Below are 26,338 nucleotides of genomic sequence, written 5' to 3'. Positions count from 1 at the left end.
CGCGGCCGCGGTTAGGAGCCTGCTACCGGCCGAAACGCGAGCTTAACGCGGTCGTTGCTATCCTTCTCCCATCATCCGCCCTTCGTCTTCCCACTCGCGTTCGCGCAGTTCGTACTTCTGAACCTTCCCGGTCGCGGTCTTCGGCAGTTCGGTGACGAACTCGACTTCCTTCGGCACTTTGTACGTCGCGATGCGCTCCCGACAGAACGCGATGAGCGCCTCGGCGGTGACGCCCGGCGCGTCGGGGTCGCCGCTCGTCGGCACGACGAACGCCTTCGGCGACTCGCCCCACTCGTCGGACGGGACGGGGATGACCGCCACGTCTGCGACCTCGTCGTGGTCGAACAGCGTGTCCTCCAGTTCGATGCTGGAGATGTTCTCGCCGCCGGAGATGATGATGTCCTTCTTGCGGTCCTGAATGCTGATGAAGCCGTTCTCGTCGACGACCGCGAGGTCGCCCATGTGGTAGTAACCCTCCAGCCGCGCCGAGAAGGCCTCCTCGGTCTCCTCGGGTTTGTTCCAGTACTTCTCCATCACCTGGTTGCCCGTGACGACGATTTCGCCGACGGACTGCTCGTCTCTCGGCACGTCGGTGCCGTCCTCGTCGACGACGCGAACGTCGGTGCCGAGGTAGCCGATGCCCTGTTTCTTCTTCACGCCGAAGCGGTCGTCGCCGTCCGTCAGGTAACGACCGGCCTCCGAGGTCGTGATGAGCGGGCCGGTCTCGGTGGCTCCGTAGACGTGCATGAGCCGCCAGCCGAACTCGTCTTCCACGGTCCGAATCGTCGCCTCCGGCGGGGCCGCACCCGCGGTCGCCGCCCGGACGGGGCTCGCGCCGGTCGTCTCGACGCCCCCCTCCTCGCGGTAGTGTTTCATCAGGATGTTCAGCACCGTCGGGGCGGCGCAGAGATACGACACGTCCTCGTCGCGGATGGCGTCTAACACGGCCTCAGCCTCCACCCCGCGGGTGCAGACGTGCTTCGCGCCGTGGCCGGTAATCGCGTAGATGTGGCCCCAGCCGTTGACGTGGAACATCGGGAGCGTCCAGAGATACACGTCGTCGTCCCCGATGTCCTGATGCATCGAGATGAGATAGGCGTGAATCGTCTCGGCGCGATGAGTGCGGCAGACGCCTTTCGGGTCGCCGGTCGTCCCCGACGTGTAGTTGATGGTGATGATGTCGTCTTCGTCCATCTCTGGGCGCTCGTAGTCGGTCGACTCCGCGACCAGTTCGTCGAAGTCGAGCCACTCCCCGTCGGTCGATTCGGCGGCCTTCTCGGGGTCGTTCGTGACGAAAATCTCAGCGGGAATCTCGTCGCGGACCGCGTCTATCTTCTCGGCGAAGGCGTAGTCGGCGTAGACGGCCGTCACGTCCGCGTCGTTCAGCACGTACTCGAAGTCCGCGGGGACGAGCCGGTAGTTCAGCGGCATGTGGACCGCACCCAACTGCATCGACCCGTAGGCGGCTTCGAGGTGGTAGTGCGTGTTGGGGTCGAGCACCGCGACACGGTCGCCCTTCTCGACGCCGCGGGACTGGAGCGCCGCCGAGAAGCCGTCGGCGCGCTCCCCGAGTTCGTCGTATGTAAAGCGCTCGCCGGTCGTCGCCACGACCGCCTCCTCGTCCCCGTAGTACCGCCGCGCGCGGTCGAGGAACTCCGTCACCAGGAGTGGTTTCTTCATACGCGGTATCCTTCACTAACGTTCAAAATAAATGTGCGGGCTGCTACCGCGGTACGCATCGTTGAGAACAATTCGCACACCGAGTGACAATAGCCCACGACTCGGGCCGCGGGAGACTATATTACTACACAAACTATGCAGGAAAATACCTTATTCGTGGAGTTCGTAGCGCGCGTATGGCACTTTCGGACTACACCGGACGCTCGCCGACGGGCCGGGACGAGACCATCGTCCGCGTCGTCCCCCATCGGCTGTGGCGGCCGGGCGACGAGCGAATCGAACCGTGTACGTACAGCGGCGAGCAGATTCGGCTCTCCGAGAAGCATCTCCTCGCCGTGGTCGAACGCGACGGCGTCCGCGAGCGGCGCTACTTCCGCGACGAGTCGTCGCTGTCGGCGTGGTTGGAAGAAAATCCGCGATAGAGCAGGGCCGACGGTGGCGGAACCGGCGGTTACTCGCTTTCGACCTGCCGCTGAATCGACTCGACGACTTCGGGGTTCCGAAGCGTCGTCGTGTCACCGAGTTCCTCGCCGTTCGCAATCTCTTCGAGGAGCCGACGCATAATCTTGCCAGACCGCGTCTTCGGAAGTTCCGGCGTGAACACGACCATCTCGGGGCGAGCGATGGGGCCGATGGCGTCCTCGACGCCCTCGATGATGCGCCCCCGCATCTCGTCGTCTTCGTCCTGACCCTCCTCGGTGATGACGTAGGCGTAGACGGCCTCGCCTTTCACCTCGTGGTTGCCGCCGACGACCGCGGCCTCCGCGACGCCCTCGACGCCGACGATGGCCGACTCGATTTCCATCGTCCCGAGGCGGTGGCCCGAGACGTTGATGACGTCGTCGACGCGCCCGAGGATGGTGATATAGTCGTCGCCGTCGATTTTCGCGCCGTCCTCGGGGAAGTAGACCCAGTCGTCGGGGTCGTCGCTGTCGGTGTCGGAGTACTCCTGCCAGTACTCCTGAATGAAGCGCTCGTCGTTCTTGTAGAGCGTCCGGAGCATGCCGGGCCACGGCTTGTTCACCGTGAGATAGCCCGCGCGCCCGGCGTCGACCTGTTTTCCGCTCGTGTCGACGATTTGGGCGTCGATGCCCGGCAGCGGCGGCCCGGCGGAGCCGGGTTTCATCTTCTTGATTCCCGGGAGCGTCGTTATCATCATCCCGCCGGTCTCGGTCTGCCACCACGTGTCCACGACCGGGCAGTCCTCGTTGCCGATGTGCTTGTAGTACCACTTCCACGCGCGCGGGTTGATAGGTTCGCCCACCGTGCCGAGCAGGCGGAGGCTCGACAGGTCGTGCTGTTCGGGGAACCGGCTGCCCCACTTCATGAACGCGCGAATCGCCGTCGGCGCGGTGTAGAAGATGTCGACCGCGTACTTCTCGATGATGTCCCACAGGCGGTCGCGGTTGGGGAAGTCAGGCGTCCCCTCGTACATCACCGTCGTCGTGCCGAGCGCGAGCGGCCCGTAGACGATGTACGAGTGGCCCGTAATCCAGCCGATGTCGGCCGAACACCAGTAGGTGTCTTCCTTCTCGATGTCGAGGACCGCGTGGGAGGTCCACGCGGCGTACGCGAGGTAGCCGCCGGTGGTGTGTTTGACCCCCTTCGGCTGGCCCGTCGTCCCCGAGGTGTACATCAGGAACAGCATGTCCTCGGCGTCGCGTTCGACGGGGTCGATGCGCTCGCCGGCGTGCTCGTCGAGGAGGTCGTCCCAGTCGTGCTGGTTGCCCTTCAGGTCGTGGTCGAAGCCGTCGTCACCCAGTCGGTCGACGACGACGGTCGCGTCGACGCCGTGGTCGACGCCGTCGAGGCCCTCGTTGGCCTTGTCGAGGTGGTCGAGCGGGTCGCCGCGGCGGTAGTAGCCGTCGCAGGTGACGAGGAAGCGGGAGTCCGCGGCGTTCATCCGCGTCGCCAGCGCCTCGGCGGAGAAGCCGCCGAAGACGACCGAGTGCGGCGCGCCGATGCGGGCGCAGGCCAGCATGGCGATTGGCAGTTCCGGAATCATCGGCATGTAGAGCGTGACCACGTCGTCTTCCTCGACGCCGAGGTCGCGCAGCGCGGCCGCGAACTCGTTCACCTCGCGATAGAGGTCCTGATACGTGTACGTCCGCGTCTCGCCGTGTTCGCCCTCCCACTTGATGGCGACGCGGTTCTTGTCCCCGTTTTCGACGTGGCGGTCCACGCAGTTGTACGAGACGTTGAGCTTGCCGCCCGTGAACCACTCGTAGAACGGCGGGTTCGAATCGTCCAGTACCTCGTCGTACTTCTCGTCCCAGTCGAGCATCTCGGCGGCCCGCTCCCAGCAGTCGGGCCAGTTCTCCTCGAACTCGTCGTAGACGGCCGGGTCGGAGACGTTCGCCTGCGCGACGAACTCCTCGGAGGGTTCGAACTCCTCCTGCTCGACCAGCCGTGCCTCCAGTTCGGTGTCACCGTCTGCCATAGTACGTGCTAATTACACCAATCCTCCATGATAAATCTATGTAGTCCAGTCGTCCGCGTGGGGAACTTCGGCACGGGCGGTCGCCGGGCTGTCGGTCGGTTACGCGCGTCGCCGGCGCGCGTTCCAGTCAGCGAACGGTCATGTCATCCCCGACGTTTCGGGGGGAGGTGGCCGCGTCGACGACCCTCACATCACGCCGATGGACTCGCGGTACGTTCCGTACTCCTCGGTGAACACGTCCATGATTTCGCCCATCGTGACGTACTCCTTGACGGCGTCGACGAGCACCGGCATGACGTTGCCGCCGTCGCGGACCGTCTCGCGGAGCTCTGAGAGCGCGGCATCGACCGCCTCGTCGTCGCGGTCGTCCTTCACGGATTCGAGGCGCGCGAGCTGTCGGTCCTGTACCTCGTCTTCGACGTGGAGCAGGTCGGGACGGGTGTCCTCCTCGGTGTCGTACTTGTTGACGCCGACGACGATTTCCTCGCCGTCTTCGACCCGCGACTGGTACTCGTAGGACGCCTCGCTAATCTCGCGGTGGTAGTAGCCCTCGTCGATGCCGGCGAGGACGCCGTCGCGGACGGAGCCGTCGCCCATCTCCCGAATCTCCTCGATGTAGGCCATCGCCTCGGCCTCGATTTCGTCGGTCAGCGACTCCACGAAGAAGCTCCCGCCGAGGGGGTCGATGACGTCGGCCGCGCCGGACTCCTCGGCGATTATCTGCTGGGTGCGGAGCGCGACGGTGACGGCCTCCTCCGAAGGGAGCGCCAACGCCTCGTCGAAGCTGTTCGTGTGGAGCGACTGCGTGCCCCCGAGGACGCCCGCGAGCGCCTGAATCGTGACGCGGACGATGTTGTTGAGCGGCTGTTGGGCCGTCAGCGACTGCCCCGCCGTCTGGGTGTGGAACTTCAACTGCGTCGAGCGCTCGTCTTCGGCGTCGTACCACTCGGACATCACGTCGTGGTAGATGCGGCGGGCGGCGCGGAACTTCGCCACCTCCTCGAAGATGGAGTTGTGGGAGTTGAAGAAAAACGATAGCTGAGGGGCGAACTCGTCCACGTCGAGGCCGCGGTCCACCGCGTCTTCGACGTAGGCGAAGCCGTCGGCGAGCGTGAACGCGAGTTCCTGAATCGCCGTCGACCCGGCCTCGCGGATGTGGTAGCCCGACACCGAGATGGGTCGGATGCGCGGGGTCTCCTCGGCGGCGAACTCGACGGTGTCGGTGACGAGTTTGAGCGACGGTTCCGGCGGGATGACCCACTCCTTCTGCGCGATGAACTCCTTGAGCATGTCGTTCTGGAAGGTGCCGCCTATCTGCTCGCGGGGGACGCCGCGGTTGTCCGCGAGCGCGACGTACATGGCGAAGACGACCGGCGCGGAGGGGTTGATGGTAAAGGAGGTCGTCACCTCCCCGATGTCGATGCCGTCGAACAGCACCTCCATGTCGCGGAGGGTGTCGACGGCGACGCCCTCCTTTCCGACCTCGCCGTCGGAAAGCGGGTCGTCGGAGTCCTTGCCCATGAGGGAGGGCATGTCGAACGCTGTCGAGAGCCCGGTCTGACCGTTCTCGATGAGGTAGTGGAAGCGCTCGTTGGTCTCTTTCGCCGTGCCGAAGCCGGCGAACTGCCGCATGGTCCACGTCCGCCCGCGGTACATCGTGGGGTACACCCCGCGCGTGTACGGGGACTCGCCGGGGAAGCCGAGGTCCGACTCGTAGTCGAGGTCGGCCACGTCGGCGGGCGTGTAGAGGTCGTCTACCTCGTGGTTCGAGACGGTGGCGAATCGGTCTTTGCGCTCGCCACCCTTCTCAACGAAGGGGTCGCGGGTCTCCGATTCCCACTCGTCGCGCGCCTCGCGGATGGACGCTAAATCGTCCTCGTCGTACATGTCCACCAATCAGTATGGATGATGATTAAGGATTCGGGTCGAAGTCGGCCCTGAAAGCGGTTCGCTCTCGACCCCGGGGCTTCGACGCACAGACCATCGCACATATCACCCCCGGACCGCTTAGCACCGGTTATGCACGGTTGCGCGACAGATGCGGGATTCCCCGACGCGGCGGCTCGACCCGCCGCAGTCCCTAAGCCCGTCGGAGTCGGGCGCTGACCGATGGCGCTTCTCACGCCCGAGACGACCCGCTGGGTCGCCGCCGCGACGGCGCTCGTCTTCGTCCTCGCGAGCGTCTCCTTCGTCGTCCCCGCCTCCGGGTCCGTCTCGCCGGTCGCCTTCGACGACACGGTCAAGACCGGCGGCACGTCGGTCGACGTTCGCACGGCCGAGGTCGAGGGGTTCGAAGTCCCGCTCGCGCAGGTCCACTTCTCGCGGTACCGCTACGTCATCGGCTACTACGACGTGCGAACCGCCGCCGCCGACGTGTCCACGCCCGAGAGCGCCCGTCAGTTCGGTGACCCGCTCGCGGTGTTCGTCACCGACTACGCGACCGTCTCGCCCGACCTCGACGGCGACGGCTACCTCCGAACCGAACACAACCGCAACCCCGGCTGGACGAAGGCGTCCGAGGCGTCGTTCGTCGTCGACTCGGGCGCGCGGGTCCCCTCCGGCCCGATTGCGGTCCCGTTTTCCGACGCCGCCGCGGCGCGCTCGTTCGCGGACGCCCACGGCGGCGAGGTCGTCGATTGGGCGACGCTCCGCGACCGCGCCGGCGACCCGCTTTCGTCCCGCCTCGCCGCCTTCGAGTCGTCGGTCGCCGCCCACCACGAGTGGGCGAACGGGACCACCGCTGCGAGTGATGCGCTGTTCGACAGACCCGTCTCGACCGTCGTCGGCGAGGACGCGCCGACCGTCGAGGCGGCGGTCACGGCGGCCCCCGCGAACACGACCGTCTACGTCCCCGCGGGCACCTACTCGGTCGACGCGGTCGACCTGAACCGCTCGGTGACGCTCCGCGGTGCCGGACGCGACACCCGACTCGTCGGCGACGGCAACGGCAGCGTCGTCCACCTCCGCGCCGACCGGAGCGCCGTCGGGAACCTCGCAATCGCCGGCGTCGGCGGGGTGGGGACGCGACGAGTCCGCGCCACCAACGAATCCGTGGACTGGGACACGCGCGTCGAACTCGCCTACGGCCGCGGCGACGCCGGCGTCGTCCTCGACGGCGCGAACGAGTCGGCGGTCCGCGGCGTCGAAATCGACACGCCCGCGAGCGGCATCATCGCCCGCGAGAGCGCCGACAGCGTCGTCGACGGCGTGACCGTCCGCGGGGCCGACGAACCCTCCGACGGCTTCATGGGCGTCGTCCTCATCGGCGAGCGGGCGGTCGTGCAGGACTCGACGTTCATCGACGGCCGCGACGGCGTCTACACCCACCGCGCCGACGGGAGCGTCGTCCGCGACAACCGCATGGAAGACGGTCGCTACGGCGTCCACCAGATGTACACCTCCGAGGCGCTCGTCGCCGACAACGTCGTCCGCGGGGACCGCATCGGCGTCGTCCTCATGACGCGGCCCGTCGGCAACCTCGTGGTCGGAAACGACGTGCGCGAGTCCGACTTCGGGTTCATGCCCGCCGGGAGCGACACCTACGTCGCGGACAACGTCTTCGCCGGCAACGACTACGGCATGGACGTGAGCGGCGACCGGCAGGTGTACGTCGGAAACGTCGTCGCCGGCAACGGCGTCGGCGTCCGCGGGAGTTCGACGTTCCCGACGAACGTCGTCGTCCGAAACGACATCGTCGACAACGACGTGCGCGTCGAGTCGTCGCTCGGCCCGATGCGGACGTGGACCGCCGGCGGCGAGGGCAACTACTGGGGCGACCTCCCGCTCGAAGACGCCGACGCCGACGGGGTCTACGACCGGGCGTACCAGCCCTCCGGGCCGGTTGACGCCGAACTCGGCCGCGAACCCGGCGCGCTCGCGCTCTCGGAGTCCCCCGCGATGCGCGCGCTCCGCCGCGCCCGCGACGCGGTGTCCGGCCTCCGCGGGTCCGGCGTAGTCGACGCCGCGCCCCGAACCGAGCCGGTTCGACCGGAGACGCTCGCCGCCCTGAACGCGACGGAGGAGACTGATGACTGACCGCGACCAGACACCCCCGACGACTGACGACCCCACCACGATGCCGAGTCCCGACCCCGCGGCGACCGCCGAGACTGCCGAGACAGACTCCGACGAATCGACGGGCGAAGCAGCCGTCTCGGCCTCGAACGGGCCGGCTATCGCCGCGACCGACCTCAGTCACGCCTTCGGAGACGTGGGCGTCCTCGACGGCGTCTCGCTGTCGGTCGCGCCCGGCGAAGTCGTCGCGCTCGTCGGCCCCAACGGCTCGGGGAAGTCCACGCTCCTGCGGTTTCTCGCGCGAGTCCGCGCGCCCGACGAGGGGACCGTCACGGTGGGCTCGGCAGAGAGCGGCGGCGGCCGGGCCCGCGTGGGCTACCTCCCGCAACAGCCCGGCTTCCGCGCCGGCTTCTCCGCGGCCGACACGCTCGACTTCTACGCGCAGTTCGTGGACGAGGACGTGGACGTGGCCGGCGTGCTGGAGCGCGTCGGCCTCGTGGACGCCGCGGACCGCCGGGTGGGCGCGCTCTCCGGCGGGATGACGCGCCTCCTCGGTCTCGGGCGGGCGCTCGTCGGGGACCCGGCCGTGGTCGTCCTCGACGAGCCGGCAAGCGGCCTCGACCCCGGCATGGTCGAGCGACTGTTCGACATCGTCTCCGACCTCGCCGACGCGGGCGTCGCGGTCGTCCTCTCGTCGCACAACCTAGGTCCCGTCGAGCGGACCGCCGACCGGGTGGTCGTCCTCGACGGCGGCCGGTTCGTCGCCGACGGCGACCCGCGGGCGGTGGTCGAATCCGTCGGCGCGGCCGACCTCCAGACCGCCTTCGGCGACCTCGTGGCGACCGAGGAGGTGACGGGGAGATGAGCGACGCCGGCTCCGGCGGCGTCAGCGACCTGTTCGCCATCGCGGCCCGGGAGCTCCGTACGGTCGTCAGGACTCCGGCTGTCGTCGCGCCGTCGGTCGTCTTCGGGCTGACGGTCGTCGCGGTCGCGGCCGCGGGGTCGGGCGCGCGCGGCGGCTACGTCCCGCTGGTGCTGGATTTGGTCCCGTTCGTGGAGGCGCTCGTTCCGCTTCTCGCCGTCGCGCTCTGTTACCGGGCGGTGCTCTCGGACCGCGAGTCGGGCGAACTCGACGTGCTAAGGACGTTCGACGTGTCTCGCCCGGCCTACGTCGGCGGCGTCTACCTCGGCCGGGGGCTCGCGCTCGTGTTCGTCGTCTTCGGGTCGTTGCTCGCCGCGGGCGCGACCGTCCCCGTCCTCTCGCCGCCGGACCCGACGTTCCTCGCGCTGAACGAGGCCGCCGACTCGCCGGTCGCGTTCCTCCGGTTTTCGGTCCTCGCGGTCCTGTTCGCCCTCGCGGTCGCGGCCGTCGCGCTCGCCGTCTCCGCCGCCGCGCGGACCGCTCGGCAGGCAATCGCGCTCGCCGTCGGCCTGCTCGTCGCCTTCGTCGTCGGCGTCGACGCCGCCGCCGTCGCCGGACTGGCCTCGGGGAACCTCGGCATCGACGCGGTCCCGCTCGTGCTCGCGGCGAGCCCGAACGGCGCGTTTCGGTCGCTCGTCCTCGGCGTCGCCATCGAGACCGGCGGGGGCGGGTCGCCGGCCGCGGCGCTCGCGGGGCTCGTCGGCTGGGTCGTCGTCGCGCTCGCGGTCGCGGTGCTGACGGCGTGGCGGCCGGTAGAATAGTGTTCCGGGCGGCGCGAGCCCGCGGACGGCGCAGGCAGCGCGCGCGAAGCGGTTACCCGAAGTTCTCGACCTTCGCGGCGTCGGCGTCGCCGCCGGCGGCCTCGACGGCGTCGGTCGCGCGCGAGACGAAGTCAGCGAAGCCGTAGACGAACAGCTGTTCGCCCTCGTCGCCGGTGAGCGCGTCGGCAACGGCGTCTGCGAGGTCGGACTCGTCGCCGGTGACGACGACGCTCGCACCGTCGTCGCGGAGCGCGGAGAGCCGTTCCTCGTGGGCGGGCGCGTCGTCGAGATAGACCACGGCGGCCTCGTTGCCGTCGGCGACCGCGGCCTCGGCGATGCCGACCGCGGGGCCGACGCCGGGGCCGCCCGCGAAGACGACCACGCGCGACTCGCCGTCGTAGTAGCTCTGCCCGAACGGCCCGGAAATCTCGACGTCGTCGCCGGCGGCGAGCGAGTCGAGGTGCTGGCTGAACGGCCCTGCCTCCTCGGGGTCGATGCCGACGGTCACTTCGAACGTGTCGCCGACGCCGGGCGACGAGAGCGTGTAGAACCGCGCGTACGACTCGCCGTCGACCTCGGCGGAGAGCTTGACGAACTGGCCCGGCTCGGCCTCGAAGCCGTCGGGCGTCTCGAACTCGATGGCGACCGTTCCGGGACCGATGTCGCGGGCCGCGGCGACGGTGACGATTGCGTCCATGCGACCGGGTTGGTCGCAGGCTCACAAGGGCCTTGCCTTCCCGGACGTGCGCGCCGGAGTCAGGCTCGAACCGTGCCGACCGTGTACATAGTGTGAACCGGAGATAATTGCCACGAGATGGTGAAACACACCGCAATTAGACATTTGGTCGGATCTATTCCCACAATTCGCATATTAGTCCGCAGATCGACCTATTTTAGGCACTCACAGAACCCACCCGTCAAATTTTCATTTATTATCAGTACCATCGTTTAACACCAATTTTCAGAAGGCTTTTGACCCGGCTATGGGTAGATTTCACCCAGCATGCCTGCGGACTTCAACTGGGCCATCGGCGGCGAGGCTGGCGATGGCATCGACTCCACGGGGAAGATTTTCGCTCAGGCACTCTCCCGGGCCGGACGCCACGTGTTCACGTCTAAGGATTTCGCTTCGCGAATCCGGGGCGGATACACCGCGTACAAGGTTCGGACTGCCATCGACCCCGTGCAGAGCGTCGTCGACAGACTCGACGTGCTCATCGCGCTCACACAACGAACAATCGACGAGAACCTCGACGAACTGCACGAGGGCTCCGTCATCATCTACGACGGCGACCGCTCCACCATGGCGGACGTCGAAATCCCCGAGGGAATGGTCGGGCTGGACATCCCCCTCAAAGCGCTCGCCGAGGAGGCGGGCGGCGCAATCATGCGCAACGTCGTCGCGCTCGGCGCGGCGTGCGCCGTCGCGGACTTCCCCATCGAGAACCTCGACAGCGCGCTCCAGAAGCGCTTCGGCGGGAAGGGCGAGGCCATCGTCGAGAACAACAAGAAGGCGGCCCGCGCGGGCCTCGAATACGTCCACGACGAGTACGACCACGAGTTCGACTACGACCTCGAGACGACCGACGAGGACTACGTGCTCATCAACGGCGACCAGGCCATCGGCATGGGCGCCATCGCCGCCGGCTGTCGCTTCTACGCCGGCTACCCCATCACGCCCGCGACCGACGTGATGGAGTACCTCACCGGCCGCATCGAACGCTACGGCGGCCACGTCGTGCAGGCGGAAGACGAACTCGCGGCTATCAACCTCGCGCTCGGCGCGGCGCGCGCCGGCGCGCGGTCGATGACCGCCACGTCCGGTCCGGGTATCGACCTGATGACCGAGACGTTCGGTCTCGTCGCCACCTCCGAGACGCCGCTCGTCATCGTCGACGTGATGCGCTCGGGCCCCTCGACGGGGATGCCGACAAAGCAGGAACAGGGCGACCTCAACATGATGCTGTACGGCGGCCACGGCGAGATTCCGCGCTTCGTCGTCGCGCCGACGAGCATCGACGAGTGCTTCTGGAAGACCGTCGAAGCGTTCAACTTCGCCGAGAAGTACCAGGTCCCGGTGTACGTCGCCGCCGACCTGGCGATGGCGGTCACGGAACAGACGTTCTCCCCCGAGACGTTCGACATGGACGAAGTCGAAATCGACCGCGGCAAGGTCGTCGACGACGACTCCATCGACGAGTGGCTCGACGAGGAAGGTCGCTTCCAGCCGCACGCGCTCACCGACGACGGCGTCAGCCCGCGCGCGTTCCCCGGCACGGAGCAGGGCGCGCACATGTCGACCGGCCTCGAACACGACGAACTCGGTCGACGGACCGAAGACCGGTCGATGCGCGTCGAGCAGGTCGACAAGCGCGACCGGAAGGTCGAGACCGCAAAGCAGACCGAGGACTTCTCGCCGCGCGAGTTCGGTGACGCCGATTCGGACACGCTCATCCTCTCGTGGGGCTCCAACGAGGGCGCGCTCGTCGAAGCGCTCGACTTCCTCGAAGAGGACGGCATCGACGTGCGCTTCCTGTCGGTCCCGTACATGTTCCCGCGGCCGGACCTCACCGAGGAAATCGAGGCGGCCGACGAGGTCATCGTCGTCGAGTGTAACGCGACGGGGCAGTTCGCCAACGTCGTCGAGCACGACACATTGACCCGTGTCAAGCGCATTAACAAATACGACGGCGTCCGCTTCAAGGCGGACGAACTCGCAGACGAAATCAAAGCCACCCTCGACGCAGAGGAGGTCTCAGCATGAGCTCAAACGTCCGCTTCACCGACTTCAAGTCAGACAAACAACCGACCTGGTGTCCCGGCTGTGGGGACTTCGGGACGATGAACGGCATCATGAAAGCCCTCGCCAACTCCGGCACCGACCCCGACAACACGTTCATGGTCGCCGGTATCGGCTGTTCCGGGAAAATCGGGACGTACATGCACTCGTACGCCATCCACGGCGTCCACGGGCGCTCGCTCCCGGTCGCCGCCGGCGTCAAGTTGGCGAACCCCGACCTGACCGTCGTCGCCGCCGGCGGCGACGGTGACGGCTACTCCATCGGCGCGGGCCACTTCATCCACGCCGTCCGCCGCAACGTGGACATGGCCTACACCGTCATGGACAACCGCATCTACGGTCTCACGAAGGGACAGGCCTCGCCGACCTCGCGCGAGGACTTCGAGACTTCGACGACCCCCGAAGGGCCCCAGCAGCCCCCGGTCAACCCGCTCGCGCTGTCGCTGGCCGCCGGCGGCACGTTCATCGCGCAGTCGTTCGCGACGGACCACAAGCGCCACGCGGAAATCGTCCAGGAGGCCATCGAACACGACGGCTTCGGCTTCGTGAACGTGTTCAGTCCCTGTGTCACGTTCAACGACGTGGACACCTACGACTACTTCCGCGACAACCTCGTCGACCTCGCGGACACCGACCACGACCCGACCGACTACGACGCGGCCAAAGAGAAGATTCTCGACTCGTCGAAGGAGTACGAGGGCATCATCTACAAGGACGAAAGCTCCGTCTCCTACGAGGAGAAGTTCGGCGTCGACCAGGATATGTCGGACATCCCGTCGGGCGCGCCCGACGACGCGATGGACCTCGTCCGCGAGTTCTACTAACGACGACCGCCGAACTCGCGGTTGACGCCGCGCCGACCGCTCACCGAACTTCGACCGTTCTTTCGACCGTCTCCGACTGCTCGATAGGCCCGCGCGCCGCGAACGCTTCACCGCCGAAAAGAGTCGACTGACCGAGTCGGTCCGAGCGGGACCACGGAGGTCCGGGCGAGCGAGCCGACCGACCCGCCACCGAGTCTCCCGACGACCCGCTCTTACGCCACCGTCTCGATGTTGAGCCGGTAGCGCGTCCCGCAGTCGAGACACCGCGCGTCGTCGGATTCGATGAGCTCCGTCACCAACACCTCACCGAACTCGCAGTTGGGACACTCGTAGACGAGCGAGTCACCCGCGATACGGTGTGCGAACGCGTTCGTGTTCTCTTCTGTCAACGGCTCTGATGCGGACGACATTCCTGACCACCAGTTAGACATGCTACCACATGGCACATAAACTATCCGCCGCCGAGCGTCGGGCGGCGTCGAGCGGCATCGGGTGACGAGCGTCTGAGACCCCGTGTGACACACCCTCAGGCCGTGAAAGCCGGAAATTCGCCCGCCCTTCCGGAACGTCTTTTCAACTCGCGGCCCTTGAATCAGCCATGACGGAGAACCTCGCTTCAGCAGACGACGCACCGCGAGCGAACGGGATGCCGATGCTCGGGCTCGGAACGTGGCAGAACACGAACGCCGACGAGTGTCGCAACGCGGTGCAGACGGCGCTGGAGATGGGCTACCGGCACATCGACACCGCCCAAGCGTACGGGAACGAGGCGGAGGTCGGTGAGGGCATCGCCGCCGCCGACGTCGACCGCGACGAGGTGTTCCTCGCGACGAAGGTGTGGGCCGACGAACTGTCCCACGACGACGTCATCGAGAGCACCGAAGCGAGCCTCGAAAAGCTCGGCGTCGACTACGTCGACCTCCTGTACGTCCACTGGCCGTCCCGCGAGTACGACGCCGAAGAGACGCTCGCGGCCTTCGACGAACTCGTCGAGCGAGGGCTGACCGAGCGCGTCGGCATCTCCAACTTCGAGCCCGAACAGGTCCGCGAGGCCGTCGAACTGTCCGAGTCCGGCGTCTTCGCCAACCAAATCGAGATGCATCCGCTCTTCCAGCAGGAGGAACTCCGCGAGGTCTGCGCCGAGGAGGACATCGAAAGCGTCGCGTACTCGCCGCTCGCCCGCGGGGAGGTCTTCGACGTCGACGTGCTGTCCGACATCGCGGAGAAACACGACGCGAGCGAGGCGCAGGTGTCTCTGGCGTGGCTCCGCGAGAAGGGCGTCACCGCGATTCCGAAAGCGACGGGCGAGGTCCACATCCGCGACAACTGGGAGTCGCTCGCGCTCGAACTCGACGACGAGGACGTGGCCGCCATCGACGCCATCGACATCGAAGACCGCCGCGTCGACCCCGACTTCGCGCCCTGGTAAGCGACCGAACCCGCCTGTTCCCGGTTCGACTCTCGATTCGTCGCCCGGAGCCGCAACGGATTTGTCGAACGAGTCCCGACAGAATCCCATGGAGTTCGACCTCCCCAAGACAGTCGCGTTGCTCGTCGCGCTCGTCGTCGTCGGAACCGCGGCCCTCGTCGGGATGGGCGCGATGGCGACGAGTACGGTCCTGATGATGGTGACGCCGTCGATGCTCGTCTTCGGGGCTCTCTGTCTCGCCATCGGCGTCAAACACGGCGAGTACCGGGCGTCGAACTAACGACGGGGACGACACGAAAACACGGGACAGAAATCCTCAGCTCTCGTTTTCTCTGGGCGTGTCGACGACGTCCTCCAGGGTCTCGTCCGAGACGCTCGCGGAGACGCGGACGCCCACGACGCTCACGACGACGCCGGCGACGATGAACATCGCCAGCCGCTGGACCGGCGTGAGCGCGAGTCGCCCGAGCAGTTCGAGGTTCGCTAGCTCGCCCTGTCGTTCGAGGAGGAACCCGGCGAACCCGCGGACGACGAGCCCGATGGCGACGACGCCGAACGGGAGGTTCATGTACGACGTGGAGACGCGCTCGCTCCCGATGAGTTCGTCCAAGAGGCGGCCCGCACTCGCGGTCAGCGCGGCGAGCGCCATCCACGGCGCGCTGTGGTAGACGAACAGGAGCGACGGGACGAGCACCTCTTCTCCCCCGCCGACGCCGGGGGAACGAATGGCGAGCGCGCCGAGGAACAGCCCGACGATGGCCAGTCCGGCCGCGACCGCGTAGGTGACGACCGACACCTGCCCGGAGTAGAGGGCGTCGCGAATCTGGTCCCGGGCGTCCGAGAGGAACTCGTCGATGGCCAGTCCCTTGTAGAGCAGCACCGCGCCCATCAGGGCGGCGAGCCCGGCCATGGCGACCTCGGGGCTGAACTGGACGAGCAGCAACGGGACGAGAAGCAGGCCGACGCCGAGCGGGACGAGTACCGTCGAGCGAAGCTCCTCGTCGCCGAGGAACTGCTTGAGCAGGTAGTACGTCGACTCGATGTCGTGGGCCTGCCGGACGACCACGCGGTCGACCGCGTCGACCCGGAACCTGCTTTCGACGACCGGGACGAGCCGCTCGTCTTCCGCGCTGTCGATGACGACGACGGCGGACTCGACGTCGAACTGCTCGGCGAGGTCGTCGAGCTGTCGCGCGACGGCGCGGTCGGCTCCGACGGCGCTGTCGCTCGTCCCCGAGATGACCGCGATTTCGGCGTCCTCGCGCTCGTCTCTGAGTTCGCGGGTCGTCCGCAGCGCCGCGAGAAGGCAGTTGACGCTCGAATCCTCGGGGTCAGAGAGGCCCACGTCGGTGACGAGCGATCGGACCGCTTCCCAGCCGACGACGGGCGTCAAGAGCCCGGTCTTGCGGCCGATGTCGTTCGCCCGGTCGACACAGAGGACGAGCGTTGTCACGTGGAAGACGAACGGGGGCGCGGGCTAAAAAGCCTCCCAGTCGTCAGAACCGAAACGAGAAGCCGTCGTCGGGGTCGACCGACGAGGCGAGTCCCGCGCCGAAGGCGTACGCCGCCCCTTCGACGCCGCCGCGGAGCCGGTCGGTGAGGCCGACCTCAGGGGTGAACTCCCGCACCGACACCTCGTCGCGGCCGAGGCGTTCGGCGAGTCGGTCTTCCACGTCGTCGCGGCTCCCCAGCGAGTCGACCAAGCCGAGTTCGTGGGCCTCCTCACCGAGGTAGACGCGGGCTTCGGTGTCGCGGACGACCTGCGGGTCCATGTCGCGGCCCTCGGCCACGCGCTCGACGAAGTCGTCGTAGTAGTCGTCGATGAGCCCCTGGAGGTACTCGCGTTCGTCCTCGGTCGGCTCTTTCAGGGCCATCCCGGCGTCCTTGTACTTCCCCGCGGCGAACCGCTCGTAGGAGAGCCCGACCTTGTCGGCCAGCTCCGAGGCGTTGACCGACGAGCCGATGACGCCGATGGAGCCGACGACGCTCACGTCGTGGGACCACAGTTCGTCGCAGCCGCTGGCAATCCAGTAGCCGCCCGAGGCGCAGGTGTCCGTGGCGTAGGCGACCGTCGGCCCGTCGAAGTCGGCAACGGCCCGGCGGATATCGTCGCTCGGCAACACCTCGCCGCCGGGCGTGTTCAGTTTGACCAGCAGCGCGTCGACGCTGTCGTCGTCGGCCGCGGCGTCGACCTGCTCGACGATGTCGTCGGCGGGCGTCCCGCCGCCGCGACCCGGAACCGGACCGCCGCCGCCGTCGCGGGAAATCGGCCCTTCGACGGCGACTTCGGCCACGTCGTAGTCGGGGAACGCCGAGGCGGCGAGCCTGCCGCCGACGCGGAGCGCCGCGACGACCGTCCCGATGAACAGGAGGAGTCCCGCGAGGTCCGCGAGCGTGTCGGGGACGCGGTAGAACAGAATCCAGCCGACCGCCGCCCCGACGACGGCGAGAACGACCACGATAGCCAGCCGGTAGACGCGCGTGAAGCTGTCGGTCACGGTGAATCACTCATGGCTGTCGCTCGGGCTTCGAACGGCATAAAAATGATACGTCGCAAGCGCGACGAAGAGAGAGAAAGTGACCGAAGTTTAGAGCAGCCCGGACTTCTGGAGCTTCATCAGGTCCTCGGTCTCGAGGGTCTCGCCTTCCTTGAACTTCTGGTAGATTTCCTCGGCCTCGGCCTTGGCGGCCTCGCGCTCCTCGGCGCGGGAGTCCTTGCGCTGGCGCTCTTCCTTCTTGTCCAGCTCGCGGAGGCGCTTCTGGACGCGGACGAAGTCCTCGTGGTGACGGTCGGCCGCTTCCTGGGCTTCGACGAAGAGCTCGTGCATCTCGTCGGCCTTGTCGCGGATGTCGTCGGCCTCGCGGTAGGCCTCGATCATCTGGTTGTGGTGTTCCTGGGCGTCGTCGGCCAGCTCGGTCACCTTCTGGTGGTGCTGGGACGCCTCGGAGCGGACCTCTTCTGCCTCTTCGATGAGTTCTTCGAGGTCACCGCTCTCTTCGACCTTGTCCTTTCTCTGGCGAAGCTCTTCGCGCTTGTTCTCGATTTTCTCGATGAGCTCGCGCTCGTCTTCGGTCGAGAGGACTTCGGTCTGCTGGCGGAACTCGAGTTGCTCGATCTCCTCTTTGAGCTCGTCGATGTCCTTGCCGTCGTCGAGCTCGAGGTCGCTTTTCATCTCGTCGACCTCGTCGAAGAGCTCGTTGGCCTTCGCGTTGAGCTCGTTGCGACTCTGCTTGTGTTCCTGCACCTGCGAGTTCATCTCGTCGCGCTTCTCGCGGTGCTTCTGGGCTTCGTCGACCTTCTCGCGAGTCTTCGCGTTGAGGTCGTCGCGCTTGGACGCGCGCTCGGAAGCCATCTGGTTTAGTTCATTGCGGCGGTCACGGAGTTGACCGGCGAGTTTGATGAGTTCGCCTTTCGAGCCGCTCTCGAGCTTTTCGTCTGGGAGATCGATGTTTCGTGCCTCGTCGAGTTCCTGCACGTCGAACTCGCTAAGTACTTCCTGCTTCGTTACCATGCGTAATCAATCCTCGATACCATCACCACTCCGTGCGTGGCGGCTGCTCGTGGGAGTGCGACCGACCGTGGATAAGAATTCCCGATCATTCTGCGTGCGATGCCGCCGGAACGCCGGAGGCGCTCAGGTACATACACATACAAGCGACCAGTTAATAAATACTTCGGTGGAAATTCGGGTGAAAACAGTTACCACACCGCTCGTATCGACCGTATTCACCATGTTAGTCGTTGCCAAGGGCATGTATAAATGGGATGTGAATCGTGGGGGCTAAACCGAGTCGGGTCGGATGCCACGTCATGAGAGAGGTCATTCGCGCACGCGGCCACGAACACGTACGCGCCGAACACGCGAGCACCTTCGAGGTGACGACGGACGACTGGCTCACCCCCGCGGGCGACTGTATCATCGGCGTCGAGGCCGAGCGCACGCCCGCCGACTTCGACCCGGCGTTCGTTGAGGCCTGCCAGTCCCGCGACGCGGCTATCGACGTGCACGTCCGCGTGGACGCAGGCGACGAAACCCACGAGCAGGCCGTCCACGCCCGCGGACACCCGGACCTCACGTTCGAGGGCGACCGCAGCATCGTCTTCCGCACGAGCGACTACGTGGACGACCGAACCGGCGCGGTCGACGCAGCTCACGCCGCGGCGGGCTTCGACCGCGACCTCGTCTCGGCGCTCGCCGACGGGGCGGAACTGACCGTCACTATCGAAGTCGAGTAACTCGGCGCAATCGGCCGAGGAGTCGGCCGACGGGATGCGTTTTTCACCGCGCGGTCGTAACCTCCGGCCATGCCCGACGAACCCGCAGAGAACATCAGCGGCGGCGCGAGCGGCGGCGGCCGAGAGACGGCGTTCGACCCCGCCGACCCCGAGACCGCGACGCGCGCCGAGGTCGTCGTCGACCGCCTCGGCGAGCGCTACTGGCGGAAGGCCTACGGCGGGCAGGGCGGCTTCGAGTGTCTCGTCCGAACCATCCTGAGTCAGAACACGAGCGACAAGGCGAGCCAGCCCGCCCACGACGAACTCATGGCGCAGTACGACGGCGGCGACCTCGCCGAGTCGCTGGCGGCGGCCGACCGCGAGGGCATCGTTGAGGCCATCCGCTCCGGCGGCCTCTACAACCAGAAATCGAAGCTCATCCAGGGCGTCGCGGAGGAGGTGCTGGCCGACTTCGGGAGCGAGGCCGACTTCGACCGCTACGTCCGCGAGGAAGCGCCCGCGACGGTCCGCGACCGCCTCCTGGAGATGAAAGGCGTCGGCCCGAAGACCGCCGACTGCGTCCTCCTCTTTGCGGGCGGGCGCGGCGGCGTCTTCCCCGTCGACACCCACGTCCACCGCATCGCCCGCAGGATTGGGCTCGCGCCCGCCGACGCCGACCACGAAGGCGTTCGGGCGGCGCTCGAACGCGACATCCCCGACGAGAAGTGCGGCTTCGGCCACACCGCGATGATTCAGTTCGGCCGCGAGTTCTGCAAAGCCCGCAAACCCGCGTGTCTCGACGGCCCCGAGGCGTGCCCGATGACCGACGTGTGTGACATGGTCGGCGTCGACGCGGCGGCGCAGTCCGTCACCGACCCCGCGGCCGCGGACGACTGACTAACAGGATTTCGCGTCGAGTCCGCCCACCGGCGAGCCGTCGTCCTCGTAGCTCGATTCGATGCCCGAGACGGCGAACATCGGGAGGTTCATCGAGTAGTCGTAGACGACGCTGAACCGCGAGAAGGGGTCAGAGAGGAACGCCGCGGCGGGACCGACGCCGTCGAAGGCAACCCCCGCCCGGAGTTGGACGATGGAGTCGTTGCCGACGGAGCCGCCGGCTTCCATCCCGAAGCCGCCCTCGCCGCCGAGGTTCTCGAACATCGAGAGGAAGACCACGAGGTCGATGTCCGCACCCTCGCCGCCGATGTCGAACTGGTGGCCCTCGCCGGGGAAACACGGCGAGGTCGGCCCGGTCGCGGCGGCGACCGGGGCGGTCGCGACAGTGAGAATCACGGCGAGCATCAGAGACGTGCGAGTCGCGGCGTGCATACCGTCGCCTCCGGTGCGCTGCTAATTAAGGATACGCCGCGATTCTCAGGCGTGATACCGCCTCTCGAAGCGAAACGAGGCGATGGACGCGCGGGTCGCGGCGCGGTTCGGTCCCGACGCGGCTCGGTTCCGGTGACTACTCCTCGCCGTCGAGCTGTCGGATGAGTTCGTCGAGGACGGCGTCGGCGCTGGCGAGGTTGGTCGCAAGCGGCGTCTGGTGGACGTCGCAGATGCGGAGCAGGGCGGTGATGTCCGGTTCGTGGGGCTGGGCGGTCAGCGGGTCGCGGAGGAAGATGACGCCGTCGCAGGTCTCGCTCGCGATCTCCGCGCCGATTTGCATGTCGCCGCCGAGCGGCCCGGACTGCTTGCGCTCGATGTCGAGCCCCGTGGCGTCGATGAGTCGCTGGCCGGTCGTGCCCGTCGCCATGAGTTCGAAGCGTTCGAGGTCGTCCTGCCGCTCCTCGGCGAAGGAGATGAGGTCCGGCTTCTTCTCGTCGTGCGCAATAAGTGCGAGACGCATAGCAAACACTCGTTCGAGAGTACTGATTAATGTTCGCCAATCGAAGTTCGTTCGTGGGGTTGACTACGCGCTAAACCGACCGACGAGTTCGCGTCCGTCCCCACCCACGTAGACGAGTTCGACGGTCTCGCCGCTCGCAACGTCGAACGAAATCGAATCGCCCTCTGCTACGGTTCCGTCTGCTCCCGACAGCGACGCCCACGACTGTTCGGAGTCGCCGGCGACCACAAGCATCTCTCCGGCCGAAAACGAGTCACCGCCAGCGTGTGCTATCGTCGCCGTTCCGTCGCTGACGCCGAACTGAAATGACACGGACGGGGTGGAACCCGCCTGTTCGCCCGTGCTGAGTGCGAAGGTTCCCAACACCGCCGCGAGTACCACCGCGCCAACGATGACGAAGATAATTCCAACGATGACGATAGCGACAATAACGGGGATGCGACTCCCGTCAGGGTTTCGATTGAGAATACTCATCGAGATTCTATCGACCTGCTGGTACTTATACCAGATAGACAGGATAACTGCCGAACGGAGAACGCAGTCCGTTACTTGAAGCGGAACGTTTCGAGGTTCTTCGGCGCGAACGTCCGCATGTTGTAGTCGTGGTAGAGCGCCGACGAGAGGTCCTGTACGGAGCGCTCGTCACCGTGGACGCACAGCACCTTCTCCGGGCGCGGGTTCATCGTCTTGACGAAGTTTTCGAGGCCCTGCCGGTCGGCGTGACCGGAGAAGCCGTCGACCGTCTCCACGTCCATCTTGAGCTTCAGCGTGTCCGACCGGCCCATGCTGTCGCGGCCGTTGACCGGAATCTCGTCCCAGCCGTTCTGGATGCGGCGGCCGAGCGTCCCCTGCGCCTGGTAGCCGACGAAGACCAGCCGGGACTTCGGGTCGGGACCGACGTGGCGGAGCCACGACATGATGGGGCCGCCGGTGACCATCCCGGAGGTCGAGAGGATGATGGCCTGGTCGCCGTCGGCGACGTCCTGTCGCTCCTCTTCGCCGCCGTCGATGTGGTTGAACTCCTCGGCGAGGAACGGGTTTTCGTCCTCGTGGAAGATGCGGTCGCGGAGGTCGTCGCGGAGGTACTCGGGGTAGGTCGTGTGGATGGCCGTCGCCTCCCAGATCATCCCGTCGAGGTGGACGGGCATCTCCGGAATCTTGCCGGAGCGCATCGCCTCTTCGAGGACGAGCATAATCTCCTGTGAGCGACCGACGGCGAACGCCGGGATGACGACCTTGCCGCCGCGGTCGTACGTCTCGTTGATGACCTCGATGAGGCGCTCCTCGGAGTCCTGCTGGTCGGTCTGGTAGTCGTTGCGGCCGCCGTAGGTCGATTCGAGGACGAGCGTCTCCACGCGCGGGAAGTCGTTGACCGCGCCGTTGAACAGGCGGGTGTCCTCGTAGTGGATGTCGCCGGAGAACGCGACGTTGTAGAGGCCGTCACCGATGTGGAAGTGCGAGACGGCGGAGCCGAGGATGTGACCCGCGTTGTGGAACGTGAGCTTCACGTCGGGCGCGATGTCGGTCACGTCGCCGTACTCAAGCGGGATGGTGTGCTTGATGGCCTCGCGAACCATCTCGGACTCGTACGGCGGGGTGCGTCCCTCCTTCGAGGCGACGTCGAGGTAGTCGAGCGTGAGCAGGCCCATGAGGTCGCGGGTCGGCTCGGTCGTGTAGATGGGGCCGTCGTAGCCGTACTTGAACAGAAGCGGGATGAGCGCCGAGTGGTCGAGGTGAGCGTGGGTGAGGACGACCGCGTCGAGCGAGTTCGCGCCCGACCCGAGCGCCTCGGGGACCTGCAGATACGGCACGTCGTCGGAGCCGGGCTTGTCGCCGCAGTCGACGAGGATTCGGGTCTCTGGCGTCGAGACGATGAAAGACGCGCGGCCGACCTCGCGGCAGCAGCCGAGGGTCGTGATGCGGACCCACTCGTCGTCCGAGAGCTGCTCGCGGTGAATCTGCCGGCCGGTGCGTTCGAGGATGCGCCGGCGGTCCTCGCGTTCCTGCTTCAGGAAGTTGCGGACGTTCGAAACCGTCGAGGATTCGATGGGGGGAGTGCGGACGACTTCGGGCGTCCAGCCGACTTTCTGCGTGATTTCGCGGAGCGTCGAGCCGTGGCGGCCGATGACCATGCCCGGTTTCTCGGCCTCGATGACGACTTCGCCGGTGTCGATGTGGAAGTCGAGGTCGGTGACGCCGGCCTCCTCGGGGATGACGCTCAGAATTTTGGGTTCGGCCTCGCGGGGGTCGGACAGCACGTCCGGGTCCGGGCGAACCGTGATTCGCTTTCGGAGCTTACTCGCGAGTTTCCGGATGAGGTCGCCGTTCTGAGCGAACTTCTTCGGGTCGCGCGTGTAGACGACGAGTTCGGGACCCTCGTACTTGACGTCGGAAACCGAGATGTCGCGGGGGAGTTCGTTCGTAATCTCTGCCTTCAGATTCTCGAGTTGTTTATCTACGGAGCTCATAGTTACGAGCGACCCGTCCGGTCCTGCGCCGGCAGGTCTCGGGAACCCCTACCTCAGGAGCGTCGACGCGAGCCGGTCCACGTGTACGAGTGCCAGTCTCGGCCGACTGCGGAGAGAGCATAGTGAACTGAATACGGTTGTATCTCGACTGCGGGAAGAGGCAGGGAAAACCCGCTTACCCGACAGTACCATGTCGCCAGTATAAAACCCTTCGCAAAGCCGAAGCGTCTCGGGGCCGACCGACGACCATGGAACTCACACCGGCGGCCGTCTCGGCGGAACACGACTGGGTTCGAGCGCGTGCGGACGTGGTCGTCCCGCTCATCAACGAGACGCGACGGCGACTCGGCGAGCAGTTCGACACGCGCGTCAGCGCGGTCGACGAGGCGGCCTACCGCGAGGCGGTCGACGCGGTGTTCGCCGACGGCGAGGTCGGCGTCAACGTCGCGGCCTACGTGCGCATCCTCAAACAGTTGGACGTGCAGGACGACTATCCCGGGTTCGTCGTGGACGAGGTGCTCGGCCGCGAACTCGCGGCGACCATCGCCGGCGGCGAACCGCTTCGACTGCTCGCGCAGGCGACGTTCCACTTCGCGGACGTGGCCGTCCACACCGACGGTCCCGCCGGACGCGACGACCTCGATGCCGCGCTCGCCGCGGGGTTTCAGACCCGCCTGCCGGGGTGGTCGTGGCGCGAGGGTGACTCGCCGTTCGACAGTCGGCGCTGACCACCGGACGGCGTCGCGCGAAAAAGAGGTTCGAGTCGCGTCTTACCACTCGATACGAACCGGCTCCGACGAGGTTTCGGACTCGCGTTCGTGTTCCGAGTCGAGGTCGCGGAGCCGTCCACGGAACGCGCCGACGCACTCCTCGCACGCTGTCACGTGCGCGAGTACGCCGTTTTCGTACTCTGCCACGACCGCCCGCGGGGTCGCCGCGTCAGCCGCTCCGGGCCCATCCGTCCGACGCCACGCACGCCGAGGTCGCCTAATCCCGTCAGCCGCTCGCCGTGTGTCGCCGCCCACTGGGCGTACGACGCGAGCCGGTCGCGGACGCGTCGCTCGCGCGGACTCAGGCTCCCCGAAAGGTCCACGAACCGGTCCCACGTCTCGACGGTGTACTCCTCGATAAGGCCGCGCTCGACGGCGTCGTCCAGTCGGTCGATGACCGGTGTGAACTCCGCGCGCCGCCCGCTCGGAACCCACAGTTCGATTCGGACCGTCCCCTCCCGAGGAGTCGGCCGTTCGCCGCTTACAATTGTGTCCATTGTTAGCACGCCAACCACCACGTACTGGTAGGATAGCCGGCGATATGTATCTATGCGTCCGCCGGAACCGCCGACCGTCGTCGACGAGAGGTGGTCTGCGCGGCGGGGCGGCGCGCCGGCACCTTCGGGGCGTTTAAGGGTTCGCTGCGGCTACCGATGGGCAATGAGCGACGAGCAGGAACTCGGAATCACCGAGTCGAAGCAGTACAACACCGGCGAGTGGTACGCCGAGGTCGTCCAGAAGGCGGGCCTCGCGAACTACGGCCCGGAGGGCATGAGCGGTTTCATCGTGACTCGCCCGCGCGGCTACGCGCTGTGGGAGTCCATCCAGAACTACCTCGACGGCGAGTTCAAGAAGACGGGCGTCCAGAACGCGTACTTCCCGCTGTTTATCCCCGAGAGCTACCTCGAACGCGAGAAGGACATCGTCGAGGGGTTCGACCCCGAGGTGGCGTGGGTCACCCACGGCGGCCACGAGGAACTCGAAGAGCGCCTCGCCGTCCGCCCGACCTCCGAGTCCATCATCGCGCCCTACATGGCCCAGTGGGTCCGTAGCCACCGCGACCTCCCGCTCCGCGTGAACCAGTGGGCCTCCGTCGTGCGCTGGGAAGCGACCGAGACGAAGCCGTTCTTCCGCACCAAGGAGTTCCTCTGGCAGGAAGGTCACACGGCCCACGAGACCCGCGACGGCGCGTGGGACGAGACGATGACCCGCCTCTCGCAGTACCAGTCGCTCTACGAGGACGTGCTCGCCATCCCCGTGCTCCGCGGCGCGAAGCCGGAACACGACAAGTTCCCCGGCGCGGACACGACGACGACCGTCGAGGCGCTCATGCCCGACGGCAAGTCCGTGCAGGCCGGCACCTCCCACTACCTCGGCACCTCCTTCGCAGAGGCGTTCGACCTCACCTACACGACCGAAGACGAGGACGAAGAGCCCGCCCACACGACCTCGTGGGGGCTGTCGTGGCGCTCGCTCGGCGCGCTCATCATGACGCACTCCGACGACCAGGGCCTCGTCCTGCCGCCGACCATCGCGCCCGAGCAGGTCGTCATCGTCCCCATCTGGCAGGCCGACACGCAGGAGAAGGTCCTCGACTACGCCAAGGACATCGCCGAAGACCTCGAAGACGCGGGCGTCCGCGTCGAACTCGACGCCCGCGACGAGCGCAACCCCGGCTTCAAGTTCAACGAGTGGGAGCTCAAGGGCGTCCCCGTCCGCTTCGAAATCGGCCCGAACGAGGTCGACGACGACGTCGTCACGGCCGTCCACCGCCCCGACGGCGATTCGGTCGAACTCGACCGCGAGAACATCGCTGAAGCCGTCCAAGCGCAGTTCGACGAAGTGTACGCGAAGCTCTACGCCGCCGCGGAGGAGAACCTCGAAGAAAACGTCCGCGAGGCGTCCGAGCGCAACGAGATTCTCGGCACCATCGGCCAGCACGGCGGCTACGTGAAAGCGCCGTGGTGCGGAGACGAGGCCTGCGAGGACGAGATTAAGGAGCAAATCGCCGCCGAAATCGTCATGGTGCCCCTGAACGACGAGGACGCGGAGATTCACGACGGCGAGAACTGCGCGGTCTGCGGCGACGACGCCGAGGAGACGGCGTACTTCGCGAAGTCCTACTGAACCGGCCGCCGGATTTTACACGATTGTTCATATTTTTC

24 protein-coding genes and 1 pseudogene are annotated in these 26,338 nt (G+C 66.8%); 12 read left to right on the top strand and 13 right to left on the bottom strand.

Annotated features, from left to right (window positions below; genetic code table 11):
* Window positions 1-57: 57 nt before the first annotated feature.
* On the bottom strand, window positions 58-1,680 hold the full coding sequence (locus HVO_RS08995; RefSeq protein WP_004044042.1) for a long-chain-fatty-acid--CoA ligase: 1,623 nt from the start codon (window positions 1,678-1,680) through the stop codon (window positions 58-60).
* Between the two features lie 176 nt (window positions 1,681-1,856).
* Between HVO_RS08995 and HVO_RS08990 the strand changes: the two genes are divergently transcribed.
* Window positions 1,857-2,102 (top strand): hypothetical protein, encoded by a 246-nt coding sequence (locus HVO_RS08990; RefSeq protein WP_004044043.1) that lies wholly within the window; start codon window positions 1,857-1,859, stop codon window positions 2,100-2,102.
* 29 nt (window positions 2,103-2,131) lie between these two features.
* Here the strand turns inward: HVO_RS08990 and acs are convergent, their stop codons facing one another.
* Both acs and HVO_RS08980 read right to left on the bottom strand, forming a co-directional pair.
* Window positions 2,132-4,120 carry an acetate--CoA ligase gene (gene acs / locus HVO_RS08985; RefSeq protein ID WP_004044044.1) on the bottom strand — a complete coding sequence of 663 codons (1,989 nt, stop codon included), beginning with the start codon at window positions 4,118-4,120 and terminating at the stop codon, window positions 2,132-2,134.
* 186 nt (window positions 4,121-4,306) lie between these two features.
* Window positions 4,307-6,007 (bottom strand): acyl-CoA mutase large subunit family protein, encoded by a 1,701-nt coding sequence (locus HVO_RS08980; RefSeq protein ID WP_004044045.1) that lies wholly within the window; start codon window positions 6,005-6,007, stop codon window positions 4,307-4,309.
* 222 nt (window positions 6,008-6,229) lie between these two features.
* On the opposite strand from HVO_RS08980, the gene HVO_RS08975 reads away from it, so the two are divergent.
* Genes HVO_RS08975 through HVO_RS08965 form a run of 3 tightly spaced genes read left to right on the top strand, consistent with a single transcriptional unit; the run spans window position 6,230 to window position 9,817 of the window.
* A complete protein-coding gene (locus HVO_RS08975; RefSeq protein WP_004044046.1) occupies window positions 6,230-8,155 on the top strand; it encodes a NosD domain-containing protein in 1,926 nt (641 codons plus the stop codon).
* Window positions 8,148-8,999, top strand: a complete 852-nt coding sequence (locus HVO_RS08970) for an ABC transporter ATP-binding protein (protein WP_004044047.1) — start codon at window positions 8,148-8,150, stop codon at window positions 8,997-8,999. Before HVO_RS08975 ends, HVO_RS08970 begins: the two co-directional genes overlap by 8 nt.
* The gene (locus HVO_RS08965) at window positions 8,996-9,817 is read left to right on the top strand and encodes an ABC transporter permease (RefSeq protein ID WP_004044048.1); all 822 of its coding nucleotides are present in this window, start codon (window positions 8,996-8,998) and stop codon (window positions 9,815-9,817) included. The genes HVO_RS08970 and HVO_RS08965 overlap by 4 nt, the downstream gene beginning before the upstream one ends.
* 52 nt (window positions 9,818-9,869) lie before the next feature.
* On the opposite strand, the gene HVO_RS08960 is transcribed toward HVO_RS08965, so the two are convergent.
* The gene (locus HVO_RS08960; protein ID WP_004044049.1) at window positions 9,870-10,514 is read right to left on the bottom strand and encodes an FAD-dependent oxidoreductase; all 645 of its coding nucleotides are present in this window, start codon (window positions 10,512-10,514) and stop codon (window positions 9,870-9,872) included.
* A 306-nt stretch (window positions 10,515-10,820) separates the two neighbouring features.
* On the opposite strand from HVO_RS08960, the gene HVO_RS08955 reads away from it, so the two are divergent.
* Window positions 10,821-12,581, top strand: coding sequence for a 2-oxoacid:acceptor oxidoreductase subunit alpha (locus HVO_RS08955; RefSeq protein ID WP_004044050.1), 1,761 nt, complete (start codon window positions 10,821-10,823; stop codon window positions 12,579-12,581).
* A complete protein-coding gene (locus HVO_RS08950; RefSeq protein WP_004044051.1) occupies window positions 12,578-13,441 on the top strand; it encodes a 2-oxoacid:ferredoxin oxidoreductase subunit beta in 864 nt (287 codons plus the stop codon). Before HVO_RS08955 ends, HVO_RS08950 begins: the two co-directional genes overlap by 4 nt.
* 212 nt (window positions 13,442-13,653) lie before the next feature.
* On the opposite strand, the gene HVO_RS08945 is transcribed toward HVO_RS08950, so the two are convergent.
* Window positions 13,654-13,851 (bottom strand): hypothetical protein, encoded by a 198-nt coding sequence (locus tag HVO_RS08945; protein WP_013035477.1) that lies wholly within the window; start codon window positions 13,849-13,851, stop codon window positions 13,654-13,656.
* A gap of 236 nt (window positions 13,852-14,087) precedes the next feature.
* Here HVO_RS08945 and HVO_RS08940 point away from each other — a divergent pair, with 236 nt between their 5' ends.
* Together HVO_RS08940 and HVO_RS08935 are read left to right on the top strand one after the other, a co-directional pair.
* Window positions 14,088-14,870: an aldo/keto reductase gene (locus tag HVO_RS08940; protein WP_004044053.1), complete on the top strand. Its 783-nt coding sequence runs from the start codon at window positions 14,088-14,090 to the stop codon at window positions 14,868-14,870.
* A gap of 88 nt (window positions 14,871-14,958) precedes the next feature.
* Entirely contained in the window at window positions 14,959-15,150 is a 192-nt protein-coding gene (locus HVO_RS08935) for a DUF7333 family protein (protein ID WP_004044054.1), read from the top strand.
* Between the two features lie 36 nt (window positions 15,151-15,186).
* Here the strand turns inward: HVO_RS08935 and HVO_RS08930 are convergent, their stop codons facing one another.
* The 3 genes from HVO_RS08930 to HVO_RS08920 form a co-directional block, all read right to left on the bottom strand.
* Complete coding sequence (locus tag HVO_RS08930; protein ID WP_004044055.1) at window positions 15,187-16,323, bottom strand: DUF373 family protein; 1,137 nt, start codon at window positions 16,321-16,323, stop codon at window positions 15,187-15,189.
* Between the two features lie 43 nt (window positions 16,324-16,366).
* Window positions 16,367-17,368: a signal peptide peptidase SppA gene (gene sppA / locus HVO_RS08925; RefSeq protein WP_004044056.1), complete on the bottom strand. Its 1,002-nt coding sequence runs from the start codon at window positions 17,366-17,368 to the stop codon at window positions 16,367-16,369.
* 90 nt (window positions 17,369-17,458) lie between these two features.
* On the bottom strand, window positions 17,459-18,382 hold the full coding sequence (locus HVO_RS08920; RefSeq protein WP_004044057.1) for a coiled-coil protein: 924 nt from the start codon (window positions 18,380-18,382) through the stop codon (window positions 17,459-17,461).
* Window positions 18,383-18,681: 299 nt separating this feature from the next.
* Between HVO_RS08920 and HVO_RS08915 the strand changes: the two genes are divergently transcribed.
* Both HVO_RS08915 and HVO_RS08910 read left to right on the top strand, forming a co-directional pair.
* On the top strand, window positions 18,682-19,107 hold the full coding sequence (locus tag HVO_RS08915; RefSeq protein WP_004044058.1) for a DUF371 domain-containing protein: 426 nt from the start codon (window positions 18,682-18,684) through the stop codon (window positions 19,105-19,107).
* Between the two features lie 69 nt (window positions 19,108-19,176).
* The gene (locus tag HVO_RS08910; protein WP_004044059.1) at window positions 19,177-19,983 is read left to right on the top strand and encodes an endonuclease III domain-containing protein; all 807 of its coding nucleotides are present in this window, start codon (window positions 19,177-19,179) and stop codon (window positions 19,981-19,983) included.
* Here HVO_RS08910 and HVO_RS08905 read toward each other — a convergent pair whose 3' ends face one another.
* The 4 genes from HVO_RS08905 to HVO_RS08890 all read right to left on the bottom strand — a co-directional run bounded on the left by HVO_RS08905 (window position 19,984) and on the right by HVO_RS08890 (window position 23,403).
* On the bottom strand, window positions 19,984-20,415 hold the full coding sequence (locus HVO_RS08905; protein WP_049914887.1) for a DUF7332 family protein: 432 nt from the start codon (window positions 20,413-20,415) through the stop codon (window positions 19,984-19,986).
* Window positions 20,416-20,551: 136 nt separating this feature from the next.
* Window positions 20,552-20,935 (bottom strand): methylglyoxal synthase, encoded by a 384-nt coding sequence (locus HVO_RS08900; protein ID WP_004044061.1) that lies wholly within the window; start codon window positions 20,933-20,935, stop codon window positions 20,552-20,554.
* A gap of 63 nt (window positions 20,936-20,998) precedes the next feature.
* Complete coding sequence (locus HVO_RS08895; RefSeq protein ID WP_013035317.1) at window positions 20,999-21,409, bottom strand: type IV pilin N-terminal domain-containing protein; 411 nt, start codon at window positions 21,407-21,409, stop codon at window positions 20,999-21,001.
* Window positions 21,410-21,480: 71 nt separating this feature from the next.
* A complete protein-coding gene (locus HVO_RS08890; protein ID WP_004044063.1) occupies window positions 21,481-23,403 on the bottom strand; it encodes a beta-CASP ribonuclease aCPSF1 in 1,923 nt (640 codons plus the stop codon).
* A 248-nt stretch (window positions 23,404-23,651) separates the two neighbouring features.
* On the opposite strand from HVO_RS08890, the gene HVO_RS08885 reads away from it, so the two are divergent.
* Entirely contained in the window at window positions 23,652-24,131 is a 480-nt protein-coding gene (locus tag HVO_RS08885; protein ID WP_004044064.1) for a hypothetical protein, read from the top strand.
* A 42-nt stretch (window positions 24,132-24,173) separates the two neighbouring features.
* Here HVO_RS08885 and HVO_RS08880 read toward each other — a convergent pair.
* A pseudogene (locus HVO_RS08880) lies at window positions 24,174-24,670 on the bottom strand (HTH domain-containing protein).
* Between the two features lie 163 nt (window positions 24,671-24,833).
* On the opposite strand from HVO_RS08880, the gene proS reads away from it, so the two are divergent.
* Window positions 24,834-26,300, top strand: coding sequence for a proline--tRNA ligase (proS, locus tag HVO_RS08875; RefSeq protein ID WP_004044067.1), 1,467 nt, complete (start codon window positions 24,834-24,836; stop codon window positions 26,298-26,300).
* The last annotated feature ends 38 nt before the right edge of the window (window positions 26,301-26,338 follow it).

Origin of the sequence: Haloferax volcanii DS2, assembly GCF_000025685.1 — an archaeon.
Taxonomy (GTDB): Archaea; Halobacteriota; Halobacteria; order Halobacteriales; family Haloferacaceae; genus Haloferax; species Haloferax volcanii.
This window is presented reverse-complemented; position numbering and strand designations above follow the sequence as displayed.